The 15221-nt window shown below is 71.8% G+C and carries 16 protein-coding genes; 5 read left to right on the forward strand and 11 right to left on the reverse strand.

Features of this window, described 5'->3' with window-relative positions; all coding sequences use genetic code 11:
- Positions 1-6 precede the first annotated feature (6 nt).
- Positions 7-930 carry an alpha/beta fold hydrolase gene (locus tag BJ958_RS08000; protein ID WP_179726349.1) on the forward strand — a complete coding sequence of 308 codons (924 nt, stop codon included), beginning with the start codon at positions 7-9 and terminating at the stop codon, positions 928-930.
- Here the strand turns inward: BJ958_RS08000 and BJ958_RS08005 are convergent.
- Positions 884-2323: a WS/DGAT/MGAT family O-acyltransferase gene (locus BJ958_RS08005; RefSeq protein ID WP_179726350.1), complete on the reverse strand. Its 1440-nt coding sequence runs from the start codon at positions 2321-2323 to the stop codon at positions 884-886. The genes BJ958_RS08000 and BJ958_RS08005 overlap by 47 nt on opposite strands.
- Before the next feature lie 65 nt (positions 2324-2388).
- On the opposite strand from BJ958_RS08005, the gene BJ958_RS08010 reads away from it, so the two are divergent.
- Together BJ958_RS08010 and BJ958_RS08015 are read left to right on the forward strand one after the other, a co-directional pair.
- Positions 2389-3639, forward strand: coding sequence for an alpha/beta hydrolase (locus BJ958_RS08010; protein ID WP_179726351.1), 1251 nt, complete (start codon positions 2389-2391; stop codon positions 3637-3639).
- Between the two features lie 100 nt (positions 3640-3739).
- The gene (locus tag BJ958_RS08015) at positions 3740-4180 is read left to right on the forward strand and encodes an iron chaperone (RefSeq protein WP_179726352.1); all 441 of its coding nucleotides are present in this window, start codon (positions 3740-3742) and stop codon (positions 4178-4180) included.
- Here the strand turns inward: BJ958_RS08015 and BJ958_RS08020 are convergent.
- Positions 4177-6183, reverse strand: coding sequence for an acyl-CoA dehydrogenase family protein (locus BJ958_RS08020; RefSeq protein WP_179726353.1), 2007 nt, complete (start codon positions 6181-6183; stop codon positions 4177-4179). The two genes, BJ958_RS08015 and BJ958_RS08020, sit on opposite strands and share 4 nt — an antisense overlap.
- A gap of 59 nt (positions 6184-6242) precedes the next feature.
- Between BJ958_RS08020 and BJ958_RS08025 the strand changes: the two genes are divergently transcribed.
- Positions 6243-6917 carry a class I SAM-dependent methyltransferase gene (locus BJ958_RS08025; RefSeq protein WP_343052611.1) on the forward strand — a complete coding sequence of 225 codons (675 nt, stop codon included), beginning with the start codon at positions 6243-6245 and terminating at the stop codon, positions 6915-6917.
- A gap of 51 nt (positions 6918-6968) precedes the next feature.
- Here the strand turns inward: BJ958_RS08025 and BJ958_RS08030 are convergent, their stop codons facing one another.
- The 3 genes from BJ958_RS08030 to BJ958_RS08040 are packed head-to-tail and all read right to left on the reverse strand — an operon-like array spanning position 6969 to position 10153.
- Positions 6969-8111, reverse strand: a complete 1143-nt coding sequence (locus BJ958_RS08030; protein WP_179726354.1) for a prenyltransferase — start codon at positions 8109-8111, stop codon at positions 6969-6971.
- Entirely contained in the window at positions 8108-8857 is a 750-nt protein-coding gene (locus tag BJ958_RS08035; protein ID WP_179726355.1) for a class I SAM-dependent methyltransferase, read from the reverse strand. The genes BJ958_RS08030 and BJ958_RS08035 overlap by 4 nt, the downstream gene beginning before the upstream one ends.
- A gap of 12 nt (positions 8858-8869) precedes the next feature.
- Entirely contained in the window at positions 8870-10153 is a 1284-nt protein-coding gene (locus BJ958_RS08040) for a glycosyltransferase family 4 protein (RefSeq protein WP_179726356.1), read from the reverse strand.
- 150 nt (positions 10154-10303) lie between these two features.
- Here BJ958_RS08040 and BJ958_RS08045 point away from each other — a divergent pair, with 150 nt between their 5' ends.
- Positions 10304-10915, forward strand: coding sequence for a TetR family transcriptional regulator (locus tag BJ958_RS08045; protein WP_179726357.1), 612 nt, complete (start codon positions 10304-10306; stop codon positions 10913-10915).
- An 18-nt stretch (positions 10916-10933) separates the two neighbouring features.
- Here the strand turns inward: BJ958_RS08045 and BJ958_RS08050 are convergent, their stop codons facing one another.
- The 6 genes from BJ958_RS08050 to BJ958_RS08075 are packed head-to-tail and all read right to left on the reverse strand — an operon-like array spanning position 10934 to position 15217.
- Entirely contained in the window at positions 10934-11701 is a 768-nt protein-coding gene (locus BJ958_RS08050) for a glucose 1-dehydrogenase (RefSeq protein WP_179726358.1), read from the reverse strand.
- Between the two features lie 2 nt (positions 11702-11703).
- Positions 11704-12606, reverse strand: a complete 903-nt coding sequence (locus tag BJ958_RS08055; RefSeq protein WP_179726359.1) for a 3-oxoacyl-ACP reductase — start codon at positions 12604-12606, stop codon at positions 11704-11706.
- Positions 12603-12803 (reverse strand): ferredoxin, encoded by a 201-nt coding sequence (locus BJ958_RS08060; RefSeq protein ID WP_179726360.1) that lies wholly within the window; start codon positions 12801-12803, stop codon positions 12603-12605. The genes BJ958_RS08055 and BJ958_RS08060 overlap by 4 nt, the downstream gene beginning before the upstream one ends.
- A 14-nt stretch (positions 12804-12817) precedes the next feature.
- The gene (locus tag BJ958_RS08065; protein ID WP_179726361.1) at positions 12818-13285 is read right to left on the reverse strand and encodes a pyridoxamine 5'-phosphate oxidase family protein; all 468 of its coding nucleotides are present in this window, start codon (positions 13283-13285) and stop codon (positions 12818-12820) included.
- Between the two features lie 8 nt (positions 13286-13293).
- Entirely contained in the window at positions 13294-14295 is a 1002-nt protein-coding gene (locus BJ958_RS08070; protein WP_179726362.1) for an FAD-dependent oxidoreductase, read from the reverse strand.
- 19 nt (positions 14296-14314) lie between these two features.
- Entirely contained in the window at positions 14315-15217 is a 903-nt protein-coding gene (locus BJ958_RS08075) for a hypothetical protein (RefSeq protein ID WP_179726363.1), read from the reverse strand.
- Positions 15218-15221 lie beyond the last annotated feature (4 nt).

The following is a 15221-nucleotide window of genomic DNA, read 5'->3' on the forward strand; positions in this document are numbered from 1 at the left end:
GCCCGCATGGGTGCCGTCTCACTGATCGACGTCGCGCGCCGCCGCGTGGAGCTGCCACAGACCCGGATCCCGTCCGGACGGATGGTGGAGCTGCCCGGGCGCGGCGGGTCGACGTACGTGACCGACACGCCGGGGCCGCACCCGGAGTCGCCGACGATCGTGCTGCTGCACGCTCTCGGCACGACCGGCCTGCTGACCTGGTTCCCCGCGATCGAGCCGCTGTCGCGCCGCTTCCGCGTCGTCACGCTCGACCAGCGCTGGCACGGGCGCGGCATCCACAGCGAGCAGTTCAGCCTCGTCGACTGCGCTGACGACGTCGCCGCACTGATCGACGTGCTGGGCCTGCACGACGTCATCGTCGGCGGCTACTCGATGGGCTCGATCGTCGCCCAGCGGGTGTGGCGCCAGCACCCGTCGCTCGTGCAGGGCCTCGTGCTCGGCGCGACCACCGACCGCTTCCAGCTCACCCCCGCCGAGCGCGGCTTCTTCCTCGGGATGGGCTCCACGATGGTCGCACTGCGCGGCGTGTCGCGGTCGCGTACGGCGGTTCGCGCCGCCCGGGCCGCCGCGCGCGGCGTCGACCTCGAGGTCTCCGACCTGCACGAGTGGGCGCTGCGCGAGTTCCGCTCCACCAGCCCGTGGGCCGTGGGCCAGGCGCTGGCCGCGCTCGGCCAGCACCACTCCCGACCGTGGCTCTCGCGGATCGACGTACCGACCGCGGTGGTCGTGATGATGCGCGACCGGGTGATCCCGACCCCGCGTCAGCTGGCGCTGGCCCGGGCGATCCCGGGGGCGACCGTGCACGAGGTCGACGACGGGCACGCGGGCTGCGTGCTCGGCGCCGAGAGGTTCGTGCCCCGCTTCGTCGAGGCGGCCGCGACCGTCAACGCGCGGCGTCGGGACTTCCAGCGGCATCGACCGCCGCGCTGAGCCGGGCCAGCTCGGCCGGGAAGTGGCGCACCAGTGCGTCGGTGTCGGGCATCGACTCGCGGCAGGCGATCGCACCGACGTGCATCTGCCCGGCGTTCGACATCACCGTGACGTTGAGGCCGGCACCGTGGAAGACCGGGCCAAGGGGGCACAGGGCCTCGATCCTGGCGCCCATGAAGTAGAGCGGGATCGGCGGGCCGGGGACGTTGGAGATGACCAGGTTGTGCACGACCGGGTGCTTCTCGGCGAGACGCAGGTTGGCGTAGGCGCGCACGGCGAGGCCGAAGGTGCGGGGCGCGGCGAACTCCGCCCAGTCCTGGAGCGCGTCGGCGCTGATCGCGTTGTGGTGCTCCTTCGCGTGCTGGTTGCGCTCGGCCAGCATCTGCAGCCGCTCGAGCGGGTCGTCGATGTCGGTGCCGAGCTTGGTGAACAGCGCGGAGACCTTGTTGGCGCCGGTCGAGCGGCGCGAGCTGTCGCGCACGCTGACCGGGACCGTCGCGAGCAGCGAGGAGTCGGGCAGCTCGTCGCGCTCCTCGAGGTAGGCACGCAGGGCGCCGCCGGAGACGGCGAGGACGACGTCGTTGACCGTCGTGCCGGTGACCTTCTTGATCCGGCGGATCTCCTCGAGGTCGAGGTCGGCCATCGCGATCGAGCGGTGCGAGGTGATGGTGCCGTTGAAGGAGGTCCGCGGAGCCGAGAACGGCGCCGCCATGGCGGTCCCCTGCCGGGCGCGGCCGATGCTCTTGGTGACCAGCTGGGCCGAGGGCTTGAGCACCTTGGCCAGCGTGACCGGGCGGGTCGCCGTACCGATGACGGCGCGGCCGAGCAGCTCCCCACGGCCGGGGTCGCGCGGGTGCGGGGCGTGCTCGGGAACCAGCGGCGGCGAGTCCGGCTCGAGCGAGCACAGGTGCGAGATCAGGTTGGAGCCGGAGACCCCGTCGACGGTCGCGTGGTGCATCTTGGCGAAGACGACGACCTTCTCGTCCTCGGGCTCGCCGTCCTCGCCCGCCGGCCGGTAGCCCTCGATGACCCACATCTCCCACAGCGGGCGCGACCGGTCGAGCGGCAGCGACGCCAGGTGGGCGCACAGGTCCATCAGCTCGGCGTACACGCCCGGCGTCGGCAGCGCGAGGCGGTGGACGTGACGTTCGATGTCGAAGCCCTTGTCGCGCACCCAGACCGGGTGGTCGAGCCCGAGCGGGACGCCGCGGACCTTGCGGGTGAACCCGGGGACGTCGCGGACGCGGACGTCGATCTCACGCTGCATCGCCCCGAAGGTGTACGGCGTCGTCATGGTCGCCGGGTCGAGCACCATCACCGCGCACACGTGCATGAGCTGAGCGGGCGTCTCCAGGTAGAGGAAGCTCGCATCCAGTCCCGACAGCCGATCCATTGCTGACCCCCATGAAAACTAGAACGGGTACCAGTTTCTCACAACGAGCCGGATACCCTCGCGTCATGGGATTCGTACGGCGCCAGCTCGTCACCGCGGCGCTGACTGCCAACGCCATCCGCCCCGTCCCCGGCTTCCGTGCCGGCATCCCGGCCTTCTTCGCGGGCTGGCTGACTGGTGAGCTGGCCCCGCACGTGCTCGGCCTCACGGTCGCCGACGCCGCCGCCCACGCGACCGGGTCGCGACGCGACTGGCGCGGGCTGGCCCTGGCCGGCCTGTCGAGCGCGGGGCTGGCCTACCTCGTCAGGCAGAGCCGGCAGGCGGTCGACGACGCCGAGACCGCGCTCGTCGAGGGTCTCGGGGTCGAGTACGTCGAGCAGCTCGACGCGCGCCCGACACCCGCCGACCTCGCAACCCCGTGGCGGCGTCTGGCCAACCCGTTCGCGTTCGGCCGGGCGGCCCGCAGAGCGGGGATCGAGGTGCACCGCGACATCCCCTTCGCGCCGTACGGACGGCGGGGCCTGCTCGACGTCTACACCTCGGAGGTGACCCCGGCCGCCGGCGCGCCGGTCCTGCTGCAGGTGCACGGCGGCGGCTGGACGATCGGCAACAAGGACCAGCAGGGCCTGCCGCTGATGCAGCACATGGCGGCCAAGGGCTGGGTGTGCGTGGCGATCAACTACCGCCTCGCACCGCGCGACCCGTGGCCCGCGCAGATCGTCGACGTGAAGGCCGCGATCGCGTGGATCCGCGAGCACATCGCGGAATTCGGCGGCGACCCGTCGTACATCGCGATCACCGGCGGGTCCGCCGGCGGCCACCTCACCGCCCTCGCGGCGGTCACCCCGAACGCCCCCGAGTTCCAGCCCGGCTTCGAGTCCGCCGACACCGCCGTCCAGGCCGCGGTCCCCTACTACGGCGTCTACGACCTCGCCGGAGCGAGCGGGCTGCGCACCGCCGAGCTGATGCGCGACAAGTTCCTCGCCCCGATCGTGTTCAAGAGGTCGCCGCGCTCCGAGCGCGAGGTCTTCGAGGAGGCCAGCCCGCTGCTGCGGGTCACCGCCGACGCGCCGGACTTCTTCGTGATCCACGGCTCGCGCGACACCCTCGTCGACGTCGGTCAGGCGCGTGCGTTCGTGGCGGCGCTGCGGTCGACGTCCAAGCGCACGGTGACGTACGCCGAGCTGCCGGGCGCCCAGCACGCCTTCGACATCTTCCCGTCGATCCGCTCGCAGCACCTCGTGCGCGCCACCGACCGGTTCCTGCACTGGCACTGGAACGGGTGGCGGCGGGAGCGGCACTCCTCACCGCGGTGAGCGGCGCGGCGCCCCCAGGCCAACTGGTCAGGAACGAAGAAGCAACCGCACCATCCGTCCTCCTACGCTCGTGGCGAACCCGATCGAGAGAGGAAGACCGATGGCGAGCAACAGCACGTTCAGCGACGAGGAGAAGGCGGCCATGAAGGAGGCCGCCGCGGAACGGCGGGCGGCCGCGAGCCGCGGCACGGGCGCCAAGAAGGCCCAGGCCGACCTGGCGGACTGCCTGGACAAGATCGCCGCGATGGACGACGCAGACCGTGCCATCGGCGAGGCGCTCCACGGCATCGTGACCACGCACGCGCCCGACCTGGCCCCGAGGACCTGGTACGGGATGCCGGCGTACGCCAATGCCGACGGCAAGGTCGTGGTGTTCCTCAAGAGCGCGGGCAAGTTCAAGATGCGCTACGCGGAGGTCGGCTTCCAGGAGTGGGCGCACCTCGACGACGGCGACATGTGGCCCACGGTCTTCGCCGTGGCGACGATGAGCCCGGGCGTGGAGGAGAGCCTCACCGCCCTCGTGAAGAAGGCCGTTCGCTAGCGCGGCAGCCCGAGGATCCGCTCGCCGGCCACGTTGCGCAGGATCTGGGTGGTGCCGCCCGCGATGGACAGGCAGCGCGTGTTGAGCTGCTCCCAGACGTCGGCCGCGAGCGGGTCGCCGGCCTCCTTGCCGATGGCGCCCAGCAGCGCGAGGTCGTCGCCCTGGAGCTTGACCACCAGCTCGGAGGAGTCCTGGCGGCTGCGTACGCCGAGGAGCTTGGCGACGCTCGACTCGGCGCCGGGACCGTGGCCTCCGAGGGCGCGCAGCGTGGTGCGGACGCCGAGCAGGGCGCAGACGGTGGCGAGGGCCACCTGGCGGCCGACCTCGACGCGCCCGACCGGGCCGAGGTCGCGGGAGGCGGCGAGCTCGACGGCGCGCTCGACGCTCTTGGTGAGCCGGGCGCTGGCCATGGCGACCCGCTCGTTGGCGAGCGTCGTGCGGGCCAGCCTCCAGCCGTCGCCCGGCTCGGCGACGACGCACTCGTCGGGGACGAAGACCTCGTCGAGGAAGACCTCGTTGAACAGCGCCTCGCCGGTGATCTCACGCAGAGGGCGGACCTCGATGCCCGCTGCCCGCATGTCGACGAGGAAGTAGGTGATGCCCTTGTGCTGCGGGACGTCGGCGTCGGTGCGGGCCAGGCAGATGCCCCAGTCGGCGCGCTCGGCGACCGAGGTCCACACCTTCTGGCCGGTCAGCGACCAGCCGCCGTCGACCTTCACCGCGCGGGTGCGCAGCGAGGCGAGGTCGGAGCCGGAGCCGGGCTCCGAGAACAGCTGGCACCAGGTCAGCTCGCCGAGGAGCGAGGGCCGCACGAACCGCTCGCGCTGCGCGTCGGTGCCGTGGGCGAGGATCGTCGGGACGGCCCAGCCGGCGATCACCAGGTCCGGGCGCACGACGCCGGCACGGGCGAGCTCCTGGTCGATGACGATCTGCGTGGTGGGGTCGGCGCCCAGGCCGTAGGGCGTGGGCCAGTGCGGCGTCAGGTAGCCGGCGTCCACGAGCGCCGCCCGCTGCTCCTCCGTGGGGAGGGCCGAGATCCGCTCGGCGGTGGCGCGGGCCTCCGGGCGGACCGCCTCGTCCCGTCCCTCCAGGTCCACGTCGACCCGGCGCCGTACGCCGGCCACGGCGGCCGCCGTCACCCGCTCGGCCGCGGCGTCGGCGGAGCCGACGAGGGCGCGCAGGGTGAGGGCGCGACGCAGGTAGAGGTGGGCGTCGTGCTCGTAGGTGAAGCCGATGCCGCCGAGCACCTGGATGCAGGCCTTGGCGACCTCGACGGCACCGTCGAAGCAGGTCACGTGGGCGACGTCGACCGCGAAGGCCCACTGCTCCTCGTCGGCCGCCCTGCCGTCGAGCACCGTCGCCGCCGAGGCCGCATCCCAGGCCGCCGCGGTGACCGCCTCTGCTGTCTCCAGCATCTGGGCGCACAGGTGCTTGATCGCCTGGAACGCGCCGATCCGCTGACCGAACTGCTCGCGGACCTTGGCGTAGTCGACGGCGGTCTCCAGGCACCAGCGGGTCACTCCGGCCGCCTCGGCGGCCGCGAAGGTGATCGCGGTGCGCCGCGCGGCCGGGTCGGCGAGTCCGGGACCGGTGCCGCGGGCGTGCCGCGCGGAGAGGTCGATGCCGGGCTCGGGGGTGCCGCGGCCCGCCGTACCGCCGTCCCACACGACACCGTCGTCGTCGAGCTGGACGCCGTGCCGCGCGGGCGTGCCGGTCAGGGTGCTGCCGATCGCCGCACCGAGCAGTCCGCCGGGCAGCAGCTCGTGGGCGCAGGCCTCCAGCGCGACCGCCTGGTCGAGCACGGTCCCGCCGCCACCGCCGGCCGCCTCGGGGACGGCGATCGCGTGGACGCCCATCTCCTCGATCGCAGCCCAGATCGTCGCGAAGTCCGCAGCGACGTCGCCCTCGGCGGCGCGGACCGCCTCCACCGGGGACAGGCTCGTGGCCCACTTGCGCAGGCTGTCGGCGAGCTCGACCTGCTCGTCGGTGATGCCGATCGACATTGATGTCCTCCCGCCGGTACGAAAACTAGAACGCGTTCTAACTCTACTAGAGTGCACGGGTGACCGACACCATGCCGTCCGACCTGCTGGACCACGCCCGTGCCGCGAAGGGCTTCATGCCCGAGGACGAGGGCGCGTTGCTCCACCGGATCGCGCTCGAGCGACTCCCCCACGGGCCTGCGCTCGAGGTCGGCACCTACTGCGGCAAGTCCGGCATCTACCTGGGGGCGGCGGCACAGCAGGTCACTCGCGAGACCGGTGGGACGGCCGTCGTGTTCACCGTCGACCACCACCGCGGCTCCGAGGAGAACCAGGCCGGCTGGGAGCACCACGACGCCAGCGTCGTCGACCCGGAGCTCGGCCTGATGGACACCCTCGGGCAGTTCCGCAGGAACATCGCCCGCGCCGGCCTCGAGGACCACGTGATCGCGGTCGTCGGCCAGTCCACGACCGTCGCCAGCCACTGGCGCACGCCGCTCTCGCTGCTGTTCATCGACGGCGGCCACGGCGAGGAGCCGGCCCGCGCCGACTTCGCCGGCTGGGCGCACTGGGTCGAGGCCGGCGGCTACCTCGCCATCCACGACGTCTTCCCCGACCCCGCGGACGGCGGGCGGCCGCCGTACGAGCTGATCTACCTGCCCGCACTGGCCTCCGGCGCGTTCACCGAGGTCACCCACACGGGCTCGCTCCGCGTCCTCCAGCGCACCGCGGGGTCAGCGGGCGCCCCGTTGTGATCTGGCGCTTGATCTCGCGCGCGGCGAACCGCCGCGCGCGAGGCCGGCGCGTCAGCGAACCGAGGTCGAGGTGCAGTCGCACTCCAGTGCGATCTCGTCGAAGTGCGGGGCGAGCGAGGTGCCGCGCATGATCCCCGAGCCCGGGGTGGCGTGGCCGTAGGTCTCCCCCAGCGCGTCGACGGCGAGGACCACCGCGGCGGCGGTGTAGGTCGTGTGCTCGTGCGGCCAGTGCACGTCGCGCGGCTCGTCAGCGGGCCCGGGGCGGGCCGGGTCGTCGTAGACCCAACCGGTCCAGTAGCGGCCGTCGTCCTCGCGCAGGTGCTGCATGTCGGTGAGCAGCGCGAGGGCACGCCTGCTGGAGTCGGGGTCGCCGAGGACGTCGAGGGCCATGGCCAGCTCGCAGGTCTCGGCGCCGGTCACCCAGGGGTTGGTGTCGACGCAGTGGATGCCGAGGCCGGGCACGACGAAGTCGTCCCAGCGCCGGGCGAGCAGCTCGCGGGCCGCGTCGCCGCGGACGGCGCCGCCGAGGACCGGGTAGTACCAGTCCATGGAGTACGTCGACTTGTCGGCGAACCGGTCCGGGTGGGTGCGCACGGCGTGGCCGAGGCGACCGCCGGCGAGCTCCCACTCGGGCTGCGGGTCGTCCATCAGGTCCGCGAGCGCGACGCCTGCGCGCAGCGAGTGGTAGATGCTGGAGCTGCCGGTCAGCAGGCAGAAGTCGTCCTCGGGCGTCCAGCGGATGCCGCCGAAGGGGTCCTGCAGGGACACCACGAAGTCGAGCCCTGCGCGGACCGAGGGCCAGTAGCGCTCGACGAAGCGGATGTCGCGGCGCACCAGCCAGTGGTGCCACAGGCCGACGGCGAAGTACGCCGACATGTTGACCTCGCCGCGCTCGTCGTCCGCGACGCCGCCCACGATCTTCATCGGCCACGAGCCGTCGGCGCGCTGCATGGTCGGGATCCAGGCGTAGGCACGCTCGGCGGCCTCGACCTGGCCGCCGACGAGCATCGCCATGGCGGCCTCGACGTGGTTCCAGATGTCGACGTGCTCGCCGGTGGTCCACGGCACGGCGCCCCACGGCTCCTGCATCGCCGCGATCGCCGCGGCGGTGTCGGCCACCTGCTGGGCCGAGAGCACGCCCTCGACGTACGGCAGGCGGCTCAGCGGCACCTCGGGCGTGGTGCCCCGCGTCATGCGGCGTCCGGCTTGCGGAAGTACAGCACCATGCTCTTGCCGATCACCGGGTCGAGGACCTTGCCGGCGAGCTGCAGCGCCTTGGGCTGCTTCATGATCTCCCAGACCAGCAGCTTGTGGTACGCCTTGGCGAGGGGGTGGCCGTCGTTCTCCACGCCGACGGCGCACTTGATCCACCAGTACGGCGCGTGCAGGCCGTGCGTGTAGCTCTTGCCCTCGAAAACCATCGCGTCGCCGGGGGTGCCGTCGTTGGAGCGGCCGCCCTTGGTGACCTTGTCGACCAGCTCGTGGTCGGTGTAGATCCGGATGTGCCCGCCCTCGGCGTTGTGGTAGTCGGCCGACAGGCGCCAGTTGATGACCTCCGGCAGCCACCGGGGCACGGTCACGGCGAGGGTGCCGCCGGGACGGAGCACCCGGATCAGCTCGCGGATCGCGGCGACGTCGTCGTGGATGTGCTCGAGCACCTCGGAGCACACGATCCGGTCGAACTCGCCGTCGGCGAAGGGCAGCGCGAGGGCGTCGCCCTGCTTGACGTCGGCCTCGGCACCCTCGGGCACCTCGCCGGCCTCCTTCATCGCGACGAAGAGGTTGCGGACGTTCTCCAGCTCCTCGGCGTCGAGGTCGAACGCGATCACGTCGGCACCGCGCCGGTACATCTCGAAGCTGTGGCGGCCGGCACCGGCACCCATGTCGAGGACGCGGTCGCCGGCCTGCAGGCCCAGGCGGTCGAAGTCAACGGTCAGCATGTCTGTCTCTCCTCAGGCCTTCTCGGCCTTGTACTCGGCGATCACGTCTTCCAGCACGTCGGCGGTGCTCGCCGCGACGGCACTCCAGCTGAACAGCTCCTTGACCCGACGGCGGCCCGCGGCCCCCATCTCGGCCCGGCGCGTCGGGTCGTCGAGGAGACTCGCGAGAGCAGCGGTCAGCTGACCGACGTCACCGGGCTCGACGACGTCGGCGCACAGGCCGTCGGGACCGACGACCTCGGGGATGGCTCCGGCCCGCGAGACGACCAGCGGCGTCTCGCACGCCATCAGCTCGGCGGTCGGGAGCGAGAAGCCCTCGTAGAGGGACGGCACGCAGGCCAGCTCGGCGGAGCCCATCAGCGCGACGAGCTCGTCGTCGGTGAGGCCGTTGGCGAAGGACACGCGCTCGGCGATGCCGAGCTTGTCGATGAGCTTCTCGGTGACGCCGCCCTCCTTGGGCTTGGTGACCAGCACCAGCTCGAGGTCGCGCTCGACGACGAGCTTGGCGAAGGCCTCGAGCAGCACGGAGATCCCCTTGAGCGGCGCGTCGGCGCTGGCCATGGCGAGGATGCGGCCGGGCACGCGGGGCTCGGTGGGCGGCACGAACCGGTCGTCGACGCCGAGCAGGATCGTGTCGATCCGCTCCGGGTCGACCTTGAACTCGCGGACCACGTCGCGCTTGGACGACTCGGACGGCACGATGACGCGGCGCAGCTGTGGAGCGGTGCGCTTCTGCTCGTTCAGGAACGAGTACCAGCGCCACACGCCGATCTTCGGCAGCTCGAAGCGCCAGCGCGAGCCGTGCTTGCGCTTGGCCCAGACCGCCGAGGCGAGCTCGATGCGGCGGTCCATGGTGATCGGGTGGTGGATCGTGGTCGCCAGCGGCAGGCCCACCACCGAGGGGTCCTCGATACCGAGCAGCGGGGTGGCCAGCGTCTGGTTGTCGAAGACGATGTCGAAGTCGTCACGTCGCCGCTTGAGCAGCTTGACCACGCGCTTGCTGAAGGTGAGCGGCTCGGGGAACGCACCGCTGCGCATCGTGAGCCACTCCTCGACGTCGACCAGGTCGCGGAACTCGCTCGGGCGCGGGTTGCGGAACTCGTCGCCCGGCCGGTACAGGTCCAGGCTCGGCACCTTGGTGAGGGTCACCCCCTCGTCGAGCTCCGGGTACGGCTGGCCGGAGAACACCTCGACGGTGTGGCCGAGCGCGACCAGCTCCCTGGTGAGGCGGCGGATGTAGATCCCCTGCCCGCCCACGTGGGGCTTGCTGCGGTAGGACAGCATTGCGATTCGCATCAGGTACTTCTCCCCTTTTCAAGCTCCCGGGGAGCAGGGCCGAAACAAAAACGTAGTGGAACGTGTTCCATTTTATGCGCTACCTGCCGGTAGCCTATCGACTGGGTCCACAATGACCCGTCTTGTCACACCACCGCAGGGGGAACTTCCGTGAGCATCGCGAACCCGTCCACGTCCGAGGACCTCGGCTCGGCCGCGCAGCGGGAGCGCCGCAAGCGAATCCTCGACGCGACGTACGAGCTGGCCAAGTCGGGCGGCTTCGACGCCGTGCAGATGCGCGCCGTGGCCGAGCAGGCCGACGTGGCGCTCGGCACGCTCTACCGCTACTTCCCGTCCAAGATCCACCTGCTGGTCTCCGCCCTGGGCCGTCAGTTCGAGGACGCCTCGGCGCGCCTCAACGAGCGCGACATCCCCGGCGACACCCAGGCCGAGCGTGTGCTCTACGTGCTCAAGCGGATGGCCCGCGGCATGCAGGGCGACCCCAAGCTGACCGAGGCGCTGACCCGGGCCTTCATGTTCGCCGACAGCAGCGTGACCAACGAGATCCACGTCGTCGGCATGGCGATGACCTCGATCGTCACCCACGCGATGCACGGCGGCGTGCCCGCCGAGGACGCCCTCACCGACGAGGACGTCGCGATCGCGCGGGTCATCGGCGACGTGTGGCTCTCCGCCCTGGTGGCCTGGGTGACCGGCCGCTCCACGGCCGCGGAGACCGCGGCGCACATGGAGAAGGCCGTTCACCTCATCCTCCGCGACTGACGACCCCGTCGGGGGCCGTCAGGCCCCGAACGCGTGGGTCGAGGTCACGCCGCCGTCGACCGCGATCTCCGCGCCGTTGATGTACGACGACTCGTCGCTGGCGAGGAAGACGTAGACCGGCGCGATGTCCTCGGGTGTGCCGACGCGACGCAGCGGCACCTTGCTGGCGCCGTACTCCATCGCGGCGTCGCCGCCGTGCACCCGCGTCATCGGGGTGTCGATCATGCCGGGGTGCACGGAGTTGACCCGGATCCCCTTGGGGCCGAGCTCCATCGCCGCACACTTGGTCATGCCGCGGATCGCCCACTTGGTGGCGGCGTACGCCGTGCACGACGGCATGCCGGCCAGTCCCTCGACCGACGAGGCGTTGATGATCGAGCCGCCACCGTTCTTGCGCATGGTGCGGCTGACCGCCTGCATGCCGAGGAAGACGCCGAGCTGGTTGACCCTCCAGAGCAGCTCGACCTCCTCCGCGGGCATCCGCTCGATGTCGCCGAAGCGGAGGATGCCGGCGTTGTTGGCGAGCACGTCGACAGTGCCGAAGCGGGTGGTCGTGTCCTCGACCAGGCTCGCCCAGGAGGCGGCGTCGCTGACGTCGTGGTGCACGAAGTGGGCAGCCGCGCCCAGCTCGTCGGCCAGCGCCTGGCCCTGCTCCTTGGCGACGTCGGCGATGACGACCGACGCGCCCTCGGCGACGTATGCGCGGGCGATCTCCGCGCCCTGCCCCATCGCGCCGCCGGTGACGATCGCGACCTTGCCGTCGAGGCGTCCGTTCGTGTCGGCCATGCTCACACCGTCAGCTTCATGATCGAGTCGGCGGCGAAGCCGACGTGCGGGTCGCGGCCGGCGAAGAAGCCGCCGAGCTGCTTGTCGAGGTCGTCGGCGGTCCACAGGTCACCCGAGGCGTCGAAGCGCTCCTCGACGACCGGCGCCGCGACGACGGCCACCATGCCGCCGTAGACGACCATGACCTGGCCGGTGATCCGCTCGGCGGCCGGCGAGGCGAGGTAGGCGACCACGGGCGCGACGTGCTCGGGCGAGTAGGGGTCGACCGCCTTGCCCGACTGGTCCTCGCCGAAGACGTCGGCGGTCATCGCGGTGCGTGCACGGGGGCAGATCGCGTTGGCGCGAACGCCGATGCGGGACAGGCCGCGCGCGCTCGACAGGGTCAGCGCGGCGATGCCGGCCTTGGCTGCGGCGTAGTTGGCCTGGCCCGGCGAGCCGCCGAGGAAGGCCTCGGACGCGGTGTTGACGATGCTGCCGTAGACGGTGCCCGACTCGCTCTCCTTTGCCTTGCCGCGCCAGTAGGCGGCGGCGTTGCGCGAGAGCAGGAAGTGGCCGCGCAGGTGGACCGCGATGACGGCGTCCCACTCGTCGTCGCCGAGGTTGAAGAGCATCCGGTCGCGGGTCATGCCCGCGTTGTTGACGACGATGTCGAGCCCGCCGAGCTGGTCGACGGCGGCCGCCACCATGGCGTCGGCCGTCTCGCGCCGGCTCACGTCACCGGCGACGACGACCGCCTCGCCACCGAAGGCGCGGATCTCCTCCGCGGCCTCCTCGCCGGCGCCCGGCAGGTCGTTGACGACGACGCGGGCACCCGCGCGGGCCAGGGCGACGGCCTCGGCGCGGCCGAGGCCCGCGCCCGCGCCGGTGACGACGGCGACCTTGCCGTCGAGGCTGGTGGTGCTCACGCGTCGTCCTCCACGAGGGTGATGGCGGCGCGCGGGCAGGCCGCGACGGCGCGCTTGACGTTCTCGATGTTCTCGTCGGTGGTGTGCTCGGTGTGCAGCTGGAGGAAGTCGTCGTCGTCCAGCTCGAACACCTCGGGAGCCATGGCCTCGCACAGGCCGTTGGACTCGCACAGGTCGAAGTCGACCTTGATCTTCATCGGTTCATTCCCTCTCAGGTCATCTTCCGGTGGTCCCAGGACGCGACCCGCTCGGGGTGGATGATCACGCCCACCCGCTTGGTCGCCTGCTTCTGCACGGCCTGCATGCCGATCTCCCCGAGCGACTCGAACGAGTCGGCGCCGACCATGCGGGTCGCGACGGCCGAGCCGATCTCGAAGATCGTCTCCGGGTCGCGCACGATCTCGGCGCGGCCCTCGATGGAGACGCCACGGAGCTCGAAGTAGTCGGTGCCGTCCTCGACGAGCGCGGTGACCCGCGGGTCGCGGTCGAGGTTGAGGATCTTCTGGCTGCGGCCGTAGGTCCAGAACGCGATCTTCCCGTCGCGCACGACGTAGAACAGCGTGGTCAGGTGCGGGAAGCCGTCGCGACCGTTGGCCGCCACCTGCACCTTGAGGTTCTCGCCGAGCAGGCCCTGGACCTCCTCCTCGCTCAGCTTGACCTTGTCACGTCCAGAGCTCATGGGGGTCGTCAGCTTCCTTCCGAGGAGTGGCCGGGAAACACGTGGGCGGTCGGGTCGATGACGACCGCGGCGTTGTTGACGGCGGTCGCGGCCTCGCCGAAGCCGACCGCGATGAGCCGGACCTTGCCGGCGTACTCGGTGATGTCGCCGGCCGCGAACACCCGCGGCAGCGAGGTGCGCATCGAGGAGTCGACGACCACGTGGCGGCGGTGCGTCTCCAGGCCCCACTGCTGGAGCGGGCCGAGGTCGGCGACGAAGCCGAGCGCGGCCACGACGGCCGTCGCGGGTACGACGCGGGACTCGCCGTCGACGACCAGCTCGAGCTCGGCGAGCGGTCCCGTCGTCCCGCCGCCGGCGTCGCGGAGCGCGACGACCTCGGCCTTGGTGACCACCTGGACCGAGGAGGCCAGGACCTGGTCGACGGTGCGCTGGTGGGCACGGAAGGCGTCGCGGCGGTGCACGAGGGTGACCGAGCGCGCGATCGGCTCGAGGTGGATCGCCCAGTCGAAGGCGCTGTCGCCACCGCCGACGATGACGACGTCCTGGTCGCGGTAGGGCTCGAAGCCCGGCACGAAGAACTCCACGCCGCGGCCGATCCAGCCCTCGGCCGCCGGGAGCGGGCGCGGGCTGAACTTGCCGATGCCGGCGGTGATGACCATCGCCTTCGCGCGCACGGCGGTGCCGTCGTCCAGCGTGAGGGTCAGGCCCTCGTCGTCGGTGACCAGGTCGGTGGCCGTCCGGCCGAGGAGCTGCTCCGGCTTCGCGGTCAGGGCCTGCGCGACGAGGCCCTCGACCAGGTCACGGCCCTTGACGTCCGGGAAGCCGGCGACGTCGAGGATCGCCTTCTCGGGGTACATCGCGGTGATCTGGCCGCCGAGCTCCGGCAGCGAGTCGACGAGCGCGACCCGCATCCCCCGGAACCCGGCGTAGTAGGTCGCGAACAGTCCGCTGGGACCGGCGCCGACCACGACCAGGTCGCAGTCCACGATGCTCTCTCCCGGTGTGGCCACGACCGAACTGTAACGTGTTCTAGTTGGTCTTGTCTTGGGTCGGCGCGCCTTCGGACGGCGCGTCGCTGCTGGGGGCGTCGCTGCTGGGAGCGCCGGAGGGGGCGTCCTGCCGGGCCGCCGCGGACGGGTCGTCGGTGTCGAGCCGGTCGACGAGCCAGCCGTGGTCGGTGTGGACCATCGTCACCAGCACGCGGTACGGCGTCACGACGGTCTCCTTCTTGCCGTCGCGCACCCGCTCCACGACCTGGTTGAGGAAGACCAGCGCCTCGAGCCGGGTCCGGTTGGCCCGCACCACGCCCTGGGCGACGACGCTCGCCTGGACCTTGAGCTGCTGCGCGATGCCCTGGTCCTTCACGTCCCCGATCGTCTTGAGGTAGTCCTTCTCGTAGCGCGACGTGGTGAGCGCGACCGCCTTCTTCACCTCGTCGTCGTACTTGCTGTAGTCGACCGAGACGAGCTCCTGGGCCGCCTTGGCGGCGGCCTCGACGCCGTCGCGCCACTGCAGCGCGGACGCCACGACCGGGCGGCCCTTGGGCACGACGAGGCTCCCGGTGGCGACGTCGTCACGGGCGGTCGCCTTGTCGTCGTCGCCCAACCGGTCGACGACGAGCAGCGCGAACTCGGCGACCAGCGCGATGGTCACCAGGGCGAGCACCGCGATCAGGATCCGGGTGGTGCGGGGACGCGCCAGCAGGCCCGGCCCGGCGTCGGTCGGTGTGGTCGGGTCGAGCGGTGCGGTCGGGTCCGCCAGAGAGTCGGCGGCCGCAGCCGCGTCCACCACGTCGACCGCGTCGTCCGGGTCGTTCGGGTCGTTCGTGTCGTCGGTGAGCGGACGCGGGGCACCGGCCTGTCCGGCGATCCGGCGCGGCCGGGGGGTCTGTCCGCGGGAGCTGGCGGGCTTGCGGGGGGTGGGGCGGGTCATCTGT

Source organism: Nocardioides kongjuensis, from assembly GCF_013409625.1.
Lineage (GTDB): Bacteria > Actinomycetota > Actinomycetes > Propionibacteriales > Nocardioidaceae > Nocardioides > Nocardioides kongjuensis.